The organism is Streptomyces sp. NBRC 110035 (genome assembly GCF_000829695.1).
In the GTDB taxonomy this organism is placed as follows: Bacteria; Actinomycetota; Actinomycetes; order Streptomycetales; family Streptomycetaceae; genus Streptomyces.
The window spans coordinates 54,232-70,739 of sequence record NZ_BBNN01000028.1; the positions used below are offsets into that span (position 1 = coordinate 54,232).

Below are 16,508 nucleotides of genomic sequence, written 5' to 3' on the forward strand. Positions count from 1 at the left end.
GCAGCAACAGCGTCAAGGAAGCTAGACCCCTTTGCGTCACACGCCAATACCTATGGCCGTGATGAAACGAACTTTGTCCTGAGTGTGGATAAACGGAAGGGTGACCGGTACGGTTTCCCGGGTTCATGACAACCAACTCATGGCCGTCGCACCGCCATTGCGCTCACGCCTCTCAACCATCGGCACCATCACGTTCCGTACCAGTAGGGGGAGTTCGGCATGGACAGACGCGGCTTCAACCGGCGGGTGCTGCTGGGTGGCGCGGTCGCCGCGACATCGTTGTCCCTGGGATCCGCCGAGGCGGTGAGCACCCCGACCCCGGCGAGGACCGCGCCCGCCGGCGGCGAGGTGAGACGCGTCAAGCTGTACGCCGAGCGCCTCGAGGGCGGAAAGATGGGCTACGGCCTGGAGAAGGGGAAGGCGTCCGTCCCCGGCCCGCTGATCGAGCTCAACGAGGGCGACACGCTGCACATCGAGTTCGAGAACACCATGGACGTGGCGGTGAGCCTGCACGTCCACGGTCTGGACTACGAGATCTCCAGCGACGGCACCAGGGCGAACCGCAGCGACGTCGCGCCCGGCGGCACGCGCACCTACACCTGGCGCACCCACAAACCCGGACGGCGCCCGGACGGGACCTGGCGGTCGGGCAGCGCCGGCTACTGGCACTACCACGACCACGTCGTCGGCACGGAACACGGCACCGGCGGCATCCGCAACGGCCTGTACGGCGGGGTGATCGTGCGACGCAAGGGAGACGTCCTGCCGGACCGCACGCACACGATCGTCTTCAACGACATGACGATCAACAACAGGCCCGCCCACACCGGCCCCGACCTCGAGGCCACCGTCGGCGACCGCGTGGAGATCGTCATGATCACGCACGGCGAGTACTACCACACCTTCCACATGCACGGTCACCGCTGGGCCGACAACCGCACCGGCATGCTCACCGGACCCGACGACCCGAGCCGGGTCGTCGACAACAAGATCGTCGGCCCCGCGGACTCCTTCGGCTTCCAGGTCGTCGCGGGGGAGGGGGTGGGGGCGGGGGCCTGGATGTACCACTGCCACGTCCAGAGCCACTCCGACATGGGCATGACCGGGATGTTCCTGGTGAAGAAGCCGGACGGCACGATCCCCGGCCACGAACCGCACGAACACGACCACGGCCAGGAGCCCGCCCCCGAGGAGAGCGGGAGCGGGGAACACGAGCACTGACGGGGGCCGGGGCACGGGCACCAGGGGCACGCGGCCACGGGGCGCGGGGCCTGAGGCGTGGGACACGGGGTGTGGGGCACGGGCGTACGGCAGGACCGCCCCTCGGCGAGAGCGCTCTCGCCTCCCGGGGCCACGGAGCTATCCTGATCCGCAGCCGCTGGTGAGGAGCTCCCGACGTGACCGAGACAGTGCCGCGCCCCACCCTGGAGGCCGTGGCCGCGCGGGCCGGGGTCTCGCGGGCCACCGTCTCCCGCGTGGTCAACGGCGCCGACGGCGTCACCGAACCCCTGGCCGAGCGCGTCCGGCAGGCGGTGGAGGAACTCGGCTACGTGCCCAACCAGGCCGCCCGCACCCTCGTGACGAACCGGCACGACGCCATCGCCGTCGTCGTCGCCGAACCCGAGAGCCGCGTCTTCGCCGACCCCTTCTTCGCCCGCCAGCTGCGCGGCATCAGCAGGGAGCTGACCGCGCACGACAACCAGCTCGTGCTGCTGCTCACCGAGGGCCGTCACGACCACGCCCGCGTCGCACGCTACCTGGCCGGCGGCCATGTCGACGGCGCGCTGGTCTTCTCGCTGCACCTCGACGACCCGCTGCCCGAACTGATCCAGTGTGCGGGCGTCCCGGTTGTCTTCGGCGGCCGGCCCGGCTGGTCCGGCGGCAGGAACGGCGTCGTCTACGTCGACAGCGACAACCGCGGCGGCGCCCGCGACGCCGTGCGGTACCTGCTCGGCCTCGGCCGCGGCCGGGTCGCGCACATCACCGGCGCCCTGGACCAGACCTCGGCCGTGGACCGGCTCGACGGCTACCGGGACGCCATGGCCGATGCCGATCCGCGGCTCGTCGCGGAGGGTGACTTCACCCTCGCCGGTGGCGAGCGGGCGATGCGGGAGCTGCTGGAGAGCCGCCCCGGCCTGGACGCCGTGTTCGCCGCCAACGACCTCACCGCGGTGGGCGCGCTGCGGGTCCTGCGCGAGCACGGGCGCCGGGTGCCGGACGACGTGGCGGTGGTCGGCTTCGACGACATGCTGCCGTTCGCGGAGCAGACCGACCCCCCGCTGACCACCGTCCGCCAGGACATCGAGGAGATGGGCCGGCTCATGGCCCGGCTCCTGCTGCGCGGCCTCGACCGCACCACCGCCGTGCGCGAGACCGTGGGCGGCGCCCCCTCCAGCGTGATCTTCCCGACGACCCTGGTACGCCGCGCCTCCGCGTGAGGCCCGGACAGCCCGGGCCGCGGTCCCCGACGGCGCCCGCGCGTGCCGCGTGTGCCCGCGCCCCGGGGTGAAACGCTCCGTGCGCCGCCGTGCGTTCCGGCGCCGGTGCGGGCATCGTTCGTGCGGTCGGCACGGGTGCGGGCACGGGCGTCCGGGTGCGGGCCGGGGCGCGGGGAGCCGCGTTGATCCCGCGTTGATCGAACGTTTTTCGCCGCCCGGCACGCTGTCGGGCATGCACATCGACACCATCGCGTCGCCCGACCTCACGTGGCAGGAGGAGGCCCTGTGCGCGCAGACCGGGGGGGACTTCTTCTTCCCCGAGCCCGGCAGCTCGGTCCGTGACGCCAAGCTGATCTGCGGTCTGTGCCCCATCCGGGCCGCCTGCCTCGACTACGCCGTGACCCACGACATGCGCTTCGGTGTCTGGGGCGGACTCTCCGAGAAGGAGCGGCTGGAGCTGCGCCGTACGTCCCGGTGACGGGTGACGGGTGACGGGTGACGGGTGACGAGGGCGGCCGGGCGCCGGTAAGGACGGCGGCCGCCGTCGGGAGGGCGGGGGGTCAGCCGGCCGCCCGCGTTGCCATCCGGGCCTTGCGCGCCGCGAGCTTCTCGTCGAACTTGCTCGCCTCGGAGTCCAGACCGCCGAGGAACAGGCCGAGCTCCTCCTGGGCCTGGATGCCCTCGGGGCCGAGCCCGTCGATCTCCATGATCTTCAGGAAGCGGATCACCGGCTGGAGCACGTCGTCGTGGTGGATGCGCAGGTTGTAGACCTCGCCGATCGCCATCTGCGCCGCGGCCCGCTCGAAGCCGGGAATGCCGTGACCCGGCATCCGGAAGTTCACGACGACGTCCCGCACCGCCTGCATCGTGAGGTCGGGAGCGATCTCGAAGGCGGCCTTGAGCAGGTTCCGGTAGAAGACCATGTGGAGGTTCTCGTCGGTCGCGATGCGCGACAGCATCCGGTCGCAGACCGGGTCACCGGACTGGTGGCCGGTGTTGCGGTGCGAGATGCGGGTGGCCAGCTCCTGGAACGCGACATAGGCGACCGAGTGCAGCATCGAGTGGCGGTTGTCCGACTCGAAGCCCTCGCTCATGTGGGACATGCGGAACTGCTCCAGCTTGTCCGGGTCCACCGCCCGCGAGGCGAGCAGGTAGTCCCGCATCACGATGCCGTGCCGGCCCTCCTCGGCGGTCCAGCGGTGCACCCAGGTGCCCCAGGCGCCCTCGCGGCCGAACAGCGTGGCGATCTCGTGGTGGTAGCTCGGCAGGTTGTCCTCGGTCAGCAGGTTCACCACCAGGGCGATCCGGCCGACCTCGGTGACCTTGGACTGCCCCTTCTCCCAGGCCTCGCCGTCCTCGAAGAACCCGGGGAAGTTACGCGCGTCGCTGAACGGCACGTACTCGTGGGGCATCCAGTCCTTGGCGACCTTCAGGTGCCGGTTGAGTTCCGTCTCGACCACTTCCTCCAGCGCGTACAGCAGCCGGGTGTCGGTCCAGGCGGAAGAGCTGCCGAGATGGGGAGAGGTGATCGACATGCGGTACTCCAGGGGACGGGGACATGTACGGGGCATCGGCGAGCGGCGCCGGCTACCTACGGAATCGTAGGCTACGAATCCGTAGGTTACGAAACCGTAGGTTAAGCGTGTCGTAAAGACCGCTGATCAGGGCCGGGGGCGCCCGTCAGGAGTACAGGTCCCGCAGCCGCACCGAGAGGCAGGTGACGCAGCCCTCGAGCTTCTCGAACTCCCCGATGTCCACCGGCACCGGCGCGTAACCGAGGTCCGCGAACAGCTCGGCCGTCTTCGGCGCGCTCGCCGCCATCAGCAGCCGGTCCCCGCCGAGCAGCACCACATGCGCCCCGGACTCCTCCGGCACCGGCAGGAAGCGGGGGAACAGCGACGGCGCGTCCACATGCGGAACGTGTCCGAGGACCGTTCCGTCCGGCAGTGCCGTCACCGCCGACTTCAGATGCAGCACCTTGCTCACGGGCACCGCGGCCACCCGGGCGCCCAGTGGTTCGAACGTCGCCCGCAGCTGCTGGATCCCGGCCGCGTTGGTACGCCCGCCCCGGCCCACGTACACCGTGTCGCCGATCTTGAGCACGTCCCCGCCGTCCAGCGTGCCCGGCTCCCAGACCCAGTTCACCGAACAGCCCAGCGCGGCCACCGCCTCCTCGACCCCGACGGTCTCCGCGCGCCGGGACTCGGCGCCGGGCCGGGCGATCAGGGCCACGTTCCGGTACACGACGACCGTGTCCTCGACGAACACGGAGTCCGGGCAGTCATCGGCCGGGACCACCTCGACCGTCTCCCAGCCGTGCTCGCGCAGCACCTCGCAGTACGCCTCCCACTGCTCCGTCGCGCGGCCGACGTCGACGCCCTGCCGTTCGGCATGGGTCACCAGCCCTTCGGCCAGTCGGGGACCGGGACGACGGACGAGAGCCTTCTTGCTGGGCACGTGCGGGACTCCGTATCGGACGGGGCGGGACTGCCGCCGGTACCGAGGGCGCCGGCGGGCCGGCCGGTTTCCCCCGGGTGCCGACGCAGCCATCATGCAGGGCGAACCCGGCCCGGGTCACCCCCCCCGGCGGCCCGGTGATCCGCCACCGGTGACCGGCCCACGCAGGTCGTACCCGGGTCACCCGACCGCTTCCGGTGCGATCTCCTTCAGTTCCCCCTCCTCCATCAGCAGCCAGCGCGTGATCCCCACCGACTCCAGGAACGGCTGGTCGTGGCTCGCCACGACCAGCGCCCCCTGGTAGGACTCCAGCGCCGTGGTGAGCTGCCGGACGCCGGCGATGTCGAGGTTGTTGGTCGGCTCGTCCAGCATCAGCAGCTGCGGCGCCGGCTCGGCCAGCATCAGCGCGGCCAGCGTCGCCCGGAAGCGTTCGCCGCCGGACAGTGTCACCGCCTTCTGGTCGGCGCGGGCGCCCCGGAACAGGAAGCGGGCCAGCCGTGCCCGGATCCGGTTGTTGGTGGCGTCCGGTGCGGACCGCGCCACGTTCTCGGCGACGCTCAGCTCGTCGTCGAGGACATCGAGGCGCTGCGGCAGGAACCGCAGCGGAACCTGTGCCGCCGCCTCCCCGGACACCGGCGGGAGTTCGCCCGCGACGGTGCGCAGCAACGTCGTCTTGCCCGCGCCGTTGCGCCCGATCAACGCGACCCGCTCCGGGCCCCGCAGCTCGAAGCAGCCCCTCACCCGGGCGCCGTAAGCGAGTTCGAGGTCCATGAGGGTGAGGACGGTGCGCCCCGGCGGCACGGCCGTGCACGGCAGGTCGACGCGGATCTCGTCGTCGTCCCGCACGGCCTCCGCCGCCTCGTCGAGCCGCTCCTTCGCCCCGGCGAGTCTCTCCTCGTGCATGATGCGGTGCCTGCCCGCGGACTCCTGGGCCGCCCGCTTGCGGGCGTCCATGACGATCTTCGGCTCGCGCTTCTGGTCCCGCATCTTCTGCCCGTACCGCTTGCGGCGGGCCAACTTGACCTGAGTGTCCGCGAGTTCGCGTTTCTGCTTGCGCAGGTCCGCCTCGGCGACCCGCACCATGCGCTCGGCCGCCTCCTGTTCGACCGCGAGCGCCTCCTCGTAGGCCGTGTAGCTGCCGCCGTACCAGGTCACCCCGCCGGAGCGCAGATCGGCGATCTGGTCGACCAGTTCCAGCAGTTCGCGGTCGTGGCTGACCACGACCATGACGCCCGGCCAGTTCCCGACGGCCGTGTACAGCCGCCTGCGGGCGTACAGGTCGAGGTTGTTGGTGGGTTCGTCGAGCAGCAGCACGTCGGGTCGGTCCAGCAGCAGCGCGGCCAGCCGCAGCAGCACCGACTCACCGCCCGAGACCTCGCCGAGGGTGCGGTCCAACCCGATTTTCCCCAGGCCGAGTTCACCGAGCGTGGCCAGGGCGCGTTCCTCCACGTCCCAGTCGTCGCCGACCGTCTCGAAGTGCGCCTCGGTCACGTCGCCCGCCTCGACGGCGTGCAGCGCGGCCCGCTGTGCGGCGATACCGAGCGCCTCGTCGACCCTCAGCGAGGTGTCGAGTGTGACGTTCTGCGGCAGGTGCCCCACCTCGCCGGTGACGCGGACGGTGCCGCCGGTCGGCCGGAGTTCACCGGAGATCAGCTTCAGCAGGGTTGATTTTCCTGACCCGTTGACGCCGATGAGGCCGGTCCGGCCGGGGCCGAAGGTGACGTCGAGGTCCTCGAGGACGGGGGTGCCGTCGGGCCAGGTGAAGGACAGGGCGGTACAGGTGATGGCTGTGGACATGCGGGCCTTTGCGGTTGCGTGGTGCGGTCGGGGCAAACGCGTGTCGAGACACCGCAGGAGAGGGCGACCGGGAGCCGGGCGGGGAGAGACGGGCATGAGGAAAGCCCTGTTCCGCAAGGACGGCTCGTACGCCGAGGTCGCACGCTGCGTACACACCCCACGGGTGTGACGCGGTGTCTCAGGACCTCAGACGAGCAACGTCCCTCTCCCCTCGACGGCAACAGAAGCCCGTCCACCGTACGAAGGGCCGAGGACGGCTGTCAACGCGTTTTCCGCGGGGGTCCGCAGGTCCGCAGGACGCAAGGAGTGCCGGCCGGGCCGCCCGGCTCAGCCGGCGTCGCGGATCAGCTCGGCGAGATCGCGGTCCAGGTCGAACTGGAGGTGCTCCAAGCCGGCCGGCACGAGTTCGCCGGTCGCCTCCAGGAACCGGCGTATCTCGCCCGAGCGGACATGCACGACGGCGGTTCCCTCCGGAGCGTGGAACTCCAGCACGGTCCGGTCGTAGCCGTACGGCCGCACGCGGACGTCACCGTGGCCCTCGGGCTCGTGCAGCCCCGCCGTGAGCAGCTCGCGGGCGAAGGTCCAGCAGACCTCGACGCCCTCCAGGGTGGCGGGAGCGGGAAAGGTCATGCGGACGGCGAACGGATCGCTCCGGTCGTAACGCAGAGTGGCGGGAATGCTCGCCATCCGCGGCGCGGCGGCGACGAGACGGGCCTCGACGGGCTGCTCGATGACGGTGGACAACGCCTTGCTCCCTCGTGACGGCTGGACGGCTTCCGGGCGGATAGGGCGGGCTACTCAAAGAGACGACGGAACCGGCCGATCCGTGCCCCCCGGCGCAGGGTGACCTCCGTCACCGCTGCCCTGCACCGGACCGGTTCACGGGCCGGGAAGGAGCGGACACGCCACGCGGGGCGGTCCGCGGTACGCGGTACGCGGTCCGGCAAGGGCTCGCAGGGGCCCACCGGCGACCGGTCGTCCGAAGAGGCCGGGCGACGGGGGCGGGGCCGGGAGAAAAGGAACAAGGGCCGGCCCCGGCGGGCGCCCGGCGACGGGCGCGGCGGGCCGGGCCTCGAGCCCCGACCCGCCAGGCGAAGTCCTCCACCCCGTAGGCTCGTCGCCACCATGACGAGCGTACGCATCCCCGAGGGCTGGCCCACGACCGAGGAAGCGGCCCGTGCCGTCCAGGACCGACTGCGCGGGCGGGTGGTGCTCGACGAGCCCGGTCCGCCGCCCGGGACGGGCCGGGTCACCGGTGTCGACGTCGCGTACGACGACGAGCGGGACCTCGTCGTCGCCGCGGCCGTCGTCCTGGACGTGGCGAGCCTCGAGGCCGTCGCCGAGGCCACGGCCGTCGGCCGGATCTCCTTCCCGTACGTGCCCGGCCTGCTGGCCTTCCGCGAGATCCCCACCGTGCTGGCCGCCCTCGAGGCCCTGCCGTGCCCGCCCGGCCCGGTCGTCTGCGACGGCTACGGGCTCGCCCATCCCCGCCGCTTCGGCCTCGCCAGCCACCTGGGGGTTCTCACCGGCCTGCCGACGATCGGCGTCGCGAAGAACCCCTTCACCTTCACCTTCACGGCCCCGGCCACCCCGCGCGGCAGCACGGCCCCGCTGCTCGCCGGCGCCGAGGAGGTCGGCCGGGCCCTGCGCACCCGGGACTCCGTCAAACCGGTCTTCGTCTCGGTCGGCCATCGCGTCGGTCTCGCCAACGCCTGCGCCCACACCCTCGCGCTGACCCCCGCCCACCGCCTCCCGGAGACCACCCGCCGGGCGGACGCCCTGTGCCGCAGGGCCCTTTGGGAGGCAGCGGGCACGGAAGCCTAGACGGCTCCCTTCCGCTCGCCCCGGCCGTCCTGGCCCTTGCGGCCGTCCCGCTCGTCCCCCTCGCCCTGCTCGATGCGCCAACGGCCCACCTCGCGGTACTCCGAGTCGTAGATCTCCGATCCGTCACCGGCCTTCATCGGGTAGTGCCGCAGGTTGCCGCCCCAGTACCGCAGGATCCGCCCCAGCTCCCCCACGGGGTCCTTCGCCAACGCCTCGTCGTCCATGTCCACTTCGAGAAGAAATCGCATGCCCTCAAGCATTTCATTGAACTTCCCTTTGGCACTTGTGCGAAAGGTGCTGCCGAACGGTCCGGGTCCGGTGCCGAAAAGTCTCCACCCGGTGTCACCGGCCACCTCCGACCTGATCCGCCGGACAGGCCCGGCCGGCACGTGGGCCGGGCGGGGACGCGAACCGCGTCGTACAGTGGGCGGACGGTGGCCAAGCGCTTGCTCGCCCGCTCCGGTGCTGAGTGGAACGTGTTCTTGGCGTCATCGAGGTGACATCGGTTGTGTCGGAGCTGGGGGTGCGATGACGGAGGCACGGGTACCCGCACCCGCACGGTCGTCGGGGCAGGGGCCGCTGACCGGCGTGCGGGTGGTCGAGCTGGCCGGGATCGGCCCCGGACCGTTCGCCGCGATGCTCCTGGCCGATCTGGGCGCCGACGTCGTCCGCGTGGACCGCCCCGGCGGCCCCGGACTGGGCATCGACCCGGCGTACGACGTCACCAACCGCAACAAGCGCTCCGTCGTGGTCGATCTGAAGTCCCCCGACGGAGCAGGCCGCGTCCTCGACCTGGCCGAGCGTGCCGACATCCTCGTCGAGGGCTTCCGCCCCGGTGTCGCCGAGCGCCTGGGCGTCGGTCCCGGGGACTGCCACGCCCGCAACCCGCGCCTCGTCTACGGCAGGATGACCGGCTGGGGCCAGCAGGGCCCCCTCGCGGACCGTGCGGGGCACGACATCGCGTACATCGCCCGCACCGGCACCCTCGGCATGATCGGCAGCCCCGGCCGGCCACCGGCCGTCCCGGCCAACCTGCTCGGCGACTACGCGGGCGGCTCCCTCTACCTCGTCGTCGGCGTCCTCGCCGCCCTGCACCACGCACGCGCGGGCGGCACCGGGCAGGTCGTCGACGCGGCCATCGTGGACGGCACCGCCCACCTGTCCACCATGATCCACGGCATGCTCGCCGCCGGAGCCTGGCAGGACCGGCGCGGAGCCAACCTCCTCGACGGCGGCTGCCCGTACTACGGGACGTACGAGACGGCCGACGGCGGACACATGGCGGTGGGCGCGCTCGAACCTCAGTTCTACGACGAGTTCCTGAGGCTGCTCGGCATCGAGGACGAGGGCGGCGACGACGAGGGCGAGGCCGGGCCCGGGCTCACCGGGGCCCGCACCGACGTCACCCGGTGGCCCGCCCTGCGCGAGAGGGTCACCGCCCGCTTCGGGGAACGCACCCGCGAGGAGTGGACCGCCGTCTTCGACGGCTCCGACGCGTGCGTGGCCCCCGTCCTGTCGCTGCGCGAGGCCCCGCACGACCCGCACCTCGCCGCCCGCGGCACTTTCACCGACCACGCCGGTATCACCCAGCCCGCCCCGGCCCCACGGTTCTCCGCCACCCCCACCAGCGTCCGCACCGGGCCCGCCCGGCCGGGCACCGACACCGACGACGTGGCCCGCGACTGGGACGTCCCCCGACTGCTGTCCGCGCTCCGACCTCCTCAGCGAAAGGCCACCTCGTGAGCATCGAAGCGTACGTGTACGACGCGATCCGCACCCCGCGCGGGCGCGGCAAGGCGAACGGCGCCCTGCACGGCACGAAGCCCGTCGACCTGGTGGTCGGGCTCATCCACGAGATCCGCGGCCGTTTCCCGGACCTCGACCCGGCCGCCGTCGACGACATCGTGCTCGGTGTCGTCAGTCCGGTCGGCGACCAGGGCTCCGACATCGCCCGGATCGCCGCCATCGCGGCCGGGCTGCCCGACACGGTGGCCGGCGTCCAGGAGAACCGCTTCTGCGCCTCCGGCCTCGAGGCCGTCAACCTGGCGGCCGCCAAGGTCCGTTCCGGCTGGGAGGACCTGGTCCTGGCCGGCGGAGTGGAGTCCATGTCCCGGGTGAAGATGGCCTCCGACGGCGGCGCCTGGTTCAACGACCCGATGACCAACCTCGCCACGAACTTCGCCCCCCAGGGCATCGGCGCCGACCTCATCGCCACCATCGAGGGCTTCTCGCGGCGGGACGTCGACGAGTACGCGGCCCTCTCCCAGGAGCGCGCCGCCACCGCCTGGAAGGAGAACCGCTTCGCACGGTCCGTCGTCCCGGTGAAGGACCGCAGCGGACTCGTCGTCCTCGACCACGACGAGCACCTGCGCCCCGGCACCACCGCCGACTCCCTCGCGGGGCTCAAGCCGTCCTTCGCGGACATCGGCGAGCTGGGCGGCTTCGACGCAGTGGCGCTGCAGAAGTACCACTGGGTGGAGAGGATCGACCACGTCCACCACGCGGGCAACTCCTCCGGCATCGTGGACGGCGCCTCCCTCGTCGCCGTCGGCACCAGGGAGGTCGGCGAGCGGTACGGGCTCACCCCCCGCGCGCGGATCGTCTCCGCCGCCGTCTCCGGCTCCGAGCCCACCATCATGCTCACCGGCCCCGCCCCCGCCACCCGCAAGGCGCTCGCCAGGGCCGGGCTGACCATCGACGACATCGACCTCGTCGAGATCAACGAGGCGTTCGCGGCGGTCGTGCTGCGCTTCGTGAAGGACATGGGCCTGTCGCTGGACAAGGTCAACGTGAACGGCGGCGCCATCGCGCTCGGCCACCCGCTCGGCGCCACCGGCGCGATGATCCTCGGCACCCTCGTCGACGAACTGGAGCGTCAGGACAAGCGCTACGGCCTCGCCACGCTCTGCGTGGGCGGCGGCATGGGCATCGCCACCATCGTCGAGCGCCTCTGACATCCCGGCGGACCCCGGACCCCGGACCCGAGCGACCGAGCGACTTCTACGGAGACCTTGTCATGACCGAAACCCACACCATCCGCTGGGAACAGGACGACAGCGGTGTCGTCACCCTCGTCCTCGACGACCCCCACCAGTCCGCGAACACCATGAACCGGGCGTTCCGCGACTCCCTCGCCGTGATCACCGACCGTCTGGAGGCGGAGAAGGACAGCATCCGCGGCGTCATCCTCACCTCCGCCAAGAAGACCTTCTTCGCCGGCGGCGACCTGCGCGACCTGATCAGGGTCACCCCCGAGACGGCGCAGGACCTGTTCGACGGCGGCATGGCGGTCAAGCGCCAGATGCGCCGTATCGAGACCCTCGGCAAGCCGGTCGTCGCGGCGATCAACGGAGCGGCCCTCGGCGGCGGTTACGAACTCGCCCTCGCCTGCCACCACCGGATCGCCCTGGACGTGCCCGGCTCCAGGATCGGCTGCCCCGAGGTCACCCTCGGCCTGCTCCCCGGAGGGGGCGGCGTCGTCCGCACCGTCCGGTTGCTCGGCATCGCCGACGCCCTGCTCAAGGTGCTCCTCCAGGGCACCCAGTACAGCCCGCGGCGCGCCCGGGAGAACGGCCTCGTCGACGACGTGGCCGACACCCGCGAGGAGCTGATCGCCAAGGCCCGTGCCTTCATCGACGCGAACCCCGAGTCCGCCCAGCCCTGGGACCGGCCCGGCTACCGCATCCCGGGCGGCACCCCGTCCCACCCCAAGTTCGCGGCCGACCTCCCCGCCTTCCCGGCCACCCTGCGCAAGCAGACGAACGGCGCCCCCTACCCGGCGCCACGCGGCATCCTCGCCGCCGCCGTCGAGGGCGCCCAGGTCGACTTCGAGACCGCCCAGGTGATCGAGGCCCGCTACTTCGTCGAGCTGGCAGCCGGACAGACGTCGAAGAACATGATCCAGGCGTTCTTCTTCGACCTCCAGGCCGTCAACTCCGGCGCCAGCCGCCCCCAGGGCATCGAACCCCGCACGGTCCGCAAGGTCGCCGTGCTCGGCGCCGGGATGATGGGCGCCGGCATCGCCTACTCGTGCGCACGCGCGGGCATCGACGTCGTCCTCAAGGACGTCACCCCGCAAGCCGCCGCCAAGGGCAGGGCGTACTCCGAGAAGCTGTGCGCCAAGGCCGTCTCCCGGGGCCGGACGACCCGGGAGAAGGCCGACGCGCTCCTCGCGCGGATCACGCCCACCGCCGAGGCGCGGGACCTGGTCGGCTGTGACGCGGTCATCGAGGCCGTCTTCGAGGACACCGCCCTCAAGCACAAGGTGTTCCAGGAGATCCAGGACGTCGTCGAACCCGACGCCCTCCTGTGCTCCAACACCTCCACCCTCCCCATCACCGCCCTCGCCGAAGGCGTCGAACGCCAGGACGACTTCATCGGGCTGCACTTCTTCTCGCCGGTCGACAGGATGCCGCTCGTCGAGATCATCAAGGGCGGGCGGACCGGCGACGAGGCGCTCGCCCGCGCCTTCGACCTGGTCCGGCAGATCAAGAAGACCCCGATCGTCGTCAACGACTCGCGCGGCTTCTTCACCTCCCGGGTCATCGGCCGCTTCCTCGACGAGGGCGTCGCCATGGTGGGCGAGGGCATCGAGCCCGCCTCCGTCGAACAGGCCGCCGCCCAGGCGGGCTACCCCGCCAAGGTGCTCTCCCTCATGGACGAACTGACGCTCACCCTGCCGCGCAGGATCAGGGGCGAGTCCCGGCGGGCCGTCGAGGAGGCCGGCGGCACCTGGACCGAGCACCCCGCCGAGGCCGTCATCGACCGCATGGTCGACGAGTTCGGCCGCCCTGGCCGTGCCGGCGGCGCCGGCTTCTACGAGTACGGCGAGGACGGCAGGCGTGCCGCCCTGTGGCCCGGCCTGCGCGAACACTTCACCAAACCGGGATACGGGATTCCGTTCCGGGACCTGCAGGAGCGGATGCTGTTCGCCGAGGCGATGGACACCGTCCGGCTGCTGGAGGAGGGCGTGCTGACCTCGGTCGCCGACGCCAACGTCGGCTCCGTCCTCGGCATCGGCTTCCCCGGCTGGACGGGTGGCGTGCTCCAGTACATCAACGGGTACGAGGGCGGGCTGCCCGGGTTCGTGGCCCGCGCGCGCGAACTCGCCGAGCGCTACGGCGAGCGGTTCGCGCCGCCGGCGCTGCTGGTGCACAAGGCGGAGAAGGGGGAGCGGTTCACGGACGCCCGCTGACCCTCCGGTGCGGGCGGTGCCGACGGCCGCCCGGCGGGGCGGGAGCACCGGTCTCCCGCCCCGCCGGCTCCGCCGTCCCCGGTCCCGCCCCGCCGTCCAGCCACTCCCGCAGCTCCTCGCGCAGCGACCGCTGGAAGGCCGTGAGCGACGCCTGCACCACCAGCGGACGCAGAGGGGCGGACAGCGACCCCACCTCCCGCGGGTCCCGCTGCGCCACCGCGTCCCGCAGCAGCCGCGACAGCTCCTGGGCGGCCGCCCGGGCATGCCCGGTGAGCGTCGTACGGGCCTCGAGGATCGTCTCGTGCGGCAGCGGTACGTCCGGCAGTTCGACAGTTCGACGCCGAGCCGCAGCAGTTCCGCGTCGACCCGGAAGTCCTCGCCGTCCCGCTCGACGACGCCCGGCGCCGCCGGCCGCGGCATGCCCCCCCGGGGCGCGCGGTCCGGCACCGCGCGCCCCGCCGCGTTGCCGAAAAGCCCCGGCAGCTCCGCCATGAGGGCTCTCCGGCGCCTTGCGACGCACGGCACCGGACCACGCGACCCGATCGGACGCTCATGGGGAAAGGACCCCTTGGCCCCGGGGGCGGTCCGGACGACCCCCGGGGAGCGGGACGTCCGGGTGCCCACACGGTCGGCCGACGCGGTGTGACCCCCGGCTCCCGGCTCCGCCCGCATGCCAACGGGTCGTCAGACGCCCCCTTCTGCACACGAGTTGACCGTTGTACCGTCCGCGCATGCCGATACGCACGCGCTTGACGACCTGGAGACCGCTCGTGACGGTGGCCCTGGCCGCCCTGACGGCCACGCTGCTCACCCCCACGACGGCGACCGCCGCGGCGGGCACCGCGCCGCGCGAGAGCCTGCCCGTCCACTCCTACGACGACGCGATCCGCGAGGCCGTCTGGGTGGACACCGGACTCGACGGGGACGGCGACGGACGGACCGACCGGGTCGCCGCCGACATCGTCCGCCCCGCCGAACCCGCGCAGCGGGGCCGGAAGGTCCCCGTCATCATGGACGCCAGCCCGTACTACTCCTGCTGCGGGCGCGGCAACGAGAGCGAGCGCAAGACGTACGACGCGAACGGCGACGTCGTACGGATGCCGCTGTTCTACGACAACTACTTCGTGCCGCGCGGCTACGCCGTCGTCGGCGTCGACCTGGCCGGCACCAGCCGCTCCGACGGCTGTGTGGACGTCGGCGGCCGCTTTGACATCCAGTCCGCGAAGGCCGTCGTCGACTGGCTGAACGGCCGCGGCACCGCCTACACCACCCGCACCGGAGCCGAGCGGGCCGACGCCGGCTGGACCAACGGCCGCACCGGCATGATCGGCAAGAGCTGGGACGGCACCATCGCCAACGGTGTCGCCGCCACCGGCGTCGAGGGCCTCGAGACGATCGTGCCGATTGCCGCCATCTCCTCCTGGTACGACTACTACTTCAGCAAGGGCGCCCCGCTCTACGACTCGGGCCCCGACTGGCTGTCGAACTACGTGGAGAGCCCGGACGCCCGCGCCCGGTGCGGGGCCGTCCAGCGCGAGCTCGTCGACGGTGCCCCGCGCACCGGCGACCTGACGCCGCTGTGGACCGAACGCGACTACGTGCGCGTCGCGAAGAAGGTGAGGGCCAGCGTCTTCCTCGTACACGGCATGCAGGACCTCAACGTGCGGATGCAGCACGTCGGCCCGTGGTGGGACGCCCTCGCGAAGAACGGCGTCGACCGCAAGATCTGGCTCTCCCGGACCGGACACGTCGACCCGTTCGACTTCCGCCGCGCCGACTGGGTCGACACCCTGCACCGCTGGTTCGACCACGAGCTCCTCGGCCTCGACAACGGCATCGACCGCGAGCCCATGGCCGACATCGAGCGCGCGCCCGACCAGTGGGTCACCTCGGAGAGCTGGCCGCCGCGGGGCACCCGTGCCGCGACCCTGCGCCCCGCCCACGGCACCGAGGACGGCGTCGGCACACTGGGTCTGCGCAAGGGGCGCGGCACCGAGACGTTCACCGACGACCCGAGCCTCGACGAGACCGACTGGGCGGCCGGTGTCGACACGTCGACACCGGAGAAGGCCGGCTTCGTCACCGTGCCGCTCTCCCGTGACCTGCGGGTGTCCGGCGACTCCGAGGCCACCGTCACCGTGACCCCCAGCACCGCCACGGCACACCTGTCCGCCGTCCTCGTCGACCTCGGTCCCGACACCATCCGCGACTACGCCGCCGCGGGCGAGGGCATCACCACCCGCACCGACCGCACCTGCTGGGGCGCGAGCACCGAGGGCGACAGCTCCTGCTACCGGGAGACCGAGGCCACGACCGCCGACGTCGGTCACACGATCGTCAGCCGGGGCTGGGCCGACCTGGGCACCCACGCCTCGAACGGCAAGGGCGCCCCGCTCACCCCGGGCAAGCGCTACACCGTCACCCTGGACCTGGCCGCCACCGACCACGTCGTCCCCGAGGGCCACCGTCTCGCCCTGATCGTCGCGGGCACGGACCGCGGCCTGATCGACCCCCCGGCGGACACCCCCACCCTCGCCGTGGACCTCGCCCGGACCTCCGTGCGCGTCCCGTTCACCGGCGGAACCGCCGCCTTCGTCCGCGCCACCGTGAACGCGCCCACCGGGTCCGGGCCCGCTCTCGACGCCCCCGTCCGCGACGGCGTGCGTTCCCCGCACACCGTCCAGCGCGTTCCGGGAGGAGCAGGGGACACCTCCGGAACCGGATGATCCACGCGCCGCCGGTCACGGCCTCGCGCACGACCGGTCACCCACTCGGGCGGACGCGTGATCCCCTCGATC

13 protein-coding genes and 1 pseudogene are annotated in these 16,508 nt (G+C 72.3%); 8 read left to right on the forward strand and 6 right to left on the reverse strand.

What is annotated here, in order from left to right:
- Positions 1-219 precede the first annotated feature (219 nt).
- From TU30_RS18700 to TU30_RS18710, 3 genes are all read left to right on the forward strand, one after another.
- On the forward strand, positions 220-1,221 hold the full coding sequence (locus TU30_RS18700; RefSeq protein WP_042171525.1) for a multicopper oxidase domain-containing protein: 1,002 nt from the start codon (positions 220-222) through the stop codon (positions 1,219-1,221).
- Positions 1,222-1,397: 176 nt separating this feature from the next.
- Positions 1,398-2,438: a LacI family DNA-binding transcriptional regulator gene (locus TU30_RS18705; RefSeq protein ID WP_042171526.1), complete on the forward strand. Its 1,041-nt coding sequence runs from the start codon at positions 1,398-1,400 to the stop codon at positions 2,436-2,438.
- Positions 2,439-2,670: 232 nt separating this feature from the next.
- Positions 2,671-2,916 carry a WhiB family transcriptional regulator gene (locus TU30_RS18710; RefSeq protein ID WP_042171527.1) on the forward strand — a complete coding sequence of 82 codons (246 nt, stop codon included), beginning with the start codon at positions 2,671-2,673 and terminating at the stop codon, positions 2,914-2,916.
- Positions 2,917-2,998: 82 nt separating this feature from the next.
- Here the strand turns inward: TU30_RS18710 and TU30_RS18715 are convergent, their stop codons facing one another.
- From TU30_RS18715 to TU30_RS18730, 4 genes are all read right to left on the reverse strand, one after another.
- A complete protein-coding gene (locus tag TU30_RS18715) occupies positions 2,999-3,973 on the reverse strand; it encodes an acyl-ACP desaturase (protein WP_042171529.1) in 975 nt (324 codons plus the stop codon).
- Between the two features lie 145 nt (positions 3,974-4,118).
- A complete protein-coding gene (gene ddaH, locus TU30_RS18720) occupies positions 4,119-4,895 on the reverse strand; it encodes a dimethylargininase (protein ID WP_042171531.1) in 777 nt (258 codons plus the stop codon).
- A 180-nt stretch (positions 4,896-5,075) separates the two neighbouring features.
- Entirely contained in the window at positions 5,076-6,692 is a 1,617-nt protein-coding gene (locus TU30_RS18725; RefSeq protein ID WP_042171533.1) for an ABC-F family ATP-binding cassette domain-containing protein, read from the reverse strand.
- Positions 6,693-7,019: 327 nt separating this feature from the next.
- Positions 7,020-7,436 carry an SsgA family sporulation/cell division regulator gene (locus tag TU30_RS18730; RefSeq protein ID WP_042171535.1) on the reverse strand — a complete coding sequence of 139 codons (417 nt, stop codon included), beginning with the start codon at positions 7,434-7,436 and terminating at the stop codon, positions 7,020-7,022.
- Positions 7,437-7,817: 381 nt separating this feature from the next.
- Here TU30_RS18730 and TU30_RS18735 point away from each other — a divergent pair, with 381 nt between their 5' ends.
- On the forward strand, positions 7,818-8,516 hold the full coding sequence (locus TU30_RS18735; protein WP_042171536.1) for an endonuclease V: 699 nt from the start codon (positions 7,818-7,820) through the stop codon (positions 8,514-8,516).
- On the opposite strand, the gene TU30_RS18740 is transcribed toward TU30_RS18735, so the two are convergent.
- Complete coding sequence (locus tag TU30_RS18740) at positions 8,513-8,764, reverse strand: hypothetical protein (protein WP_042171671.1); 252 nt, start codon at positions 8,762-8,764, stop codon at positions 8,513-8,515. The two genes, TU30_RS18735 and TU30_RS18740, sit on opposite strands and share 4 nt — an antisense overlap.
- 280 nt (positions 8,765-9,044) lie before the next feature.
- On the opposite strand from TU30_RS18740, the gene TU30_RS18745 reads away from it, so the two are divergent.
- From TU30_RS18745 to TU30_RS18755, 3 genes are all read left to right on the forward strand, one after another.
- Positions 9,045-10,259, forward strand: coding sequence for a CaiB/BaiF CoA-transferase family protein (locus TU30_RS18745; protein ID WP_042171538.1), 1,215 nt, complete (start codon positions 9,045-9,047; stop codon positions 10,257-10,259).
- On the forward strand, positions 10,256-11,470 hold the full coding sequence (locus TU30_RS18750) for an acetyl-CoA C-acetyltransferase (protein ID WP_042171540.1): 1,215 nt from the start codon (positions 10,256-10,258) through the stop codon (positions 11,468-11,470). The genes TU30_RS18745 and TU30_RS18750 overlap by 4 nt, the downstream gene beginning before the upstream one ends.
- A gap of 62 nt (positions 11,471-11,532) precedes the next feature.
- Positions 11,533-13,710, forward strand: a complete 2,178-nt coding sequence (locus tag TU30_RS18755; protein WP_042171545.1) for a 3-hydroxyacyl-CoA dehydrogenase NAD-binding domain-containing protein — start codon at positions 11,533-11,535, stop codon at positions 13,708-13,710.
- Here the strand turns inward: TU30_RS18755 and TU30_RS18760 are convergent.
- Positions 13,694-14,169: pseudogene (locus TU30_RS18760) on the reverse strand (hypothetical protein); the annotation flags it as partial. The gene TU30_RS18755 and the pseudogene TU30_RS18760 overlap by 17 nt on opposite strands.
- A gap of 272 nt (positions 14,170-14,441) precedes the next feature.
- Here TU30_RS18760 and TU30_RS18765 point away from each other — a divergent pair.
- Complete coding sequence (locus tag TU30_RS18765) at positions 14,442-16,436, forward strand: Xaa-Pro dipeptidyl-peptidase (protein WP_042171547.1); 1,995 nt, start codon at positions 14,442-14,444, stop codon at positions 16,434-16,436.
- Positions 16,437-16,508: the final 72 nt, after the last annotated feature.

What these genes read in the sequence shown, in the direction of transcription:
- TU30_RS18700 (WP_042171525.1), top strand. Translation starts at nt 220, where the DNA reads ATGGACAGACGCGGCTTCAACCGGCGGGTGCTGCTGGGTGGCGCGGTC.
- TU30_RS18710 (WP_042171527.1), top strand. Translation starts at nt 2,671, where the DNA reads ATGCACATCGACACCATCGCGTCGCCCGACCTCACGTGGCAGGAGGAG.
- TU30_RS18715 (WP_042171529.1), bottom strand. Translation starts at nt 3,973, where the DNA reads ATGTCGATCACCTCTCCCCATCTCGGCAGCTCTTCCGCCTGGACCGAC.
- TU30_RS18725 (WP_042171533.1), bottom strand. Translation starts at nt 6,692, where the DNA reads ATGTCCACAGCCATCACCTGTACCGCCCTGTCCTTCACCTGGCCCGAC.
- TU30_RS18735 (WP_042171536.1), top strand. Translation starts at nt 7,818, where the DNA reads ATGACGAGCGTACGCATCCCCGAGGGCTGGCCCACGACCGAGGAAGCG.
- TU30_RS18740 (WP_042171671.1), bottom strand. Translation starts at nt 8,764, where the DNA reads ATGCGATTTCTTCTCGAAGTGGACATGGACGACGAGGCGTTGGCGAAG.
- TU30_RS18745 (WP_042171538.1), top strand. Translation starts at nt 9,045, where the DNA reads ATGACGGAGGCACGGGTACCCGCACCCGCACGGTCGTCGGGGCAGGGG.
- TU30_RS18755 (WP_042171545.1), top strand. Translation starts at nt 11,533, where the DNA reads ATGACCGAAACCCACACCATCCGCTGGGAACAGGACGACAGCGGTGTC.
- TU30_RS18765 (WP_042171547.1), top strand. Translation starts at nt 14,442, where the DNA reads ATGCCGATACGCACGCGCTTGACGACCTGGAGACCGCTCGTGACGGTG.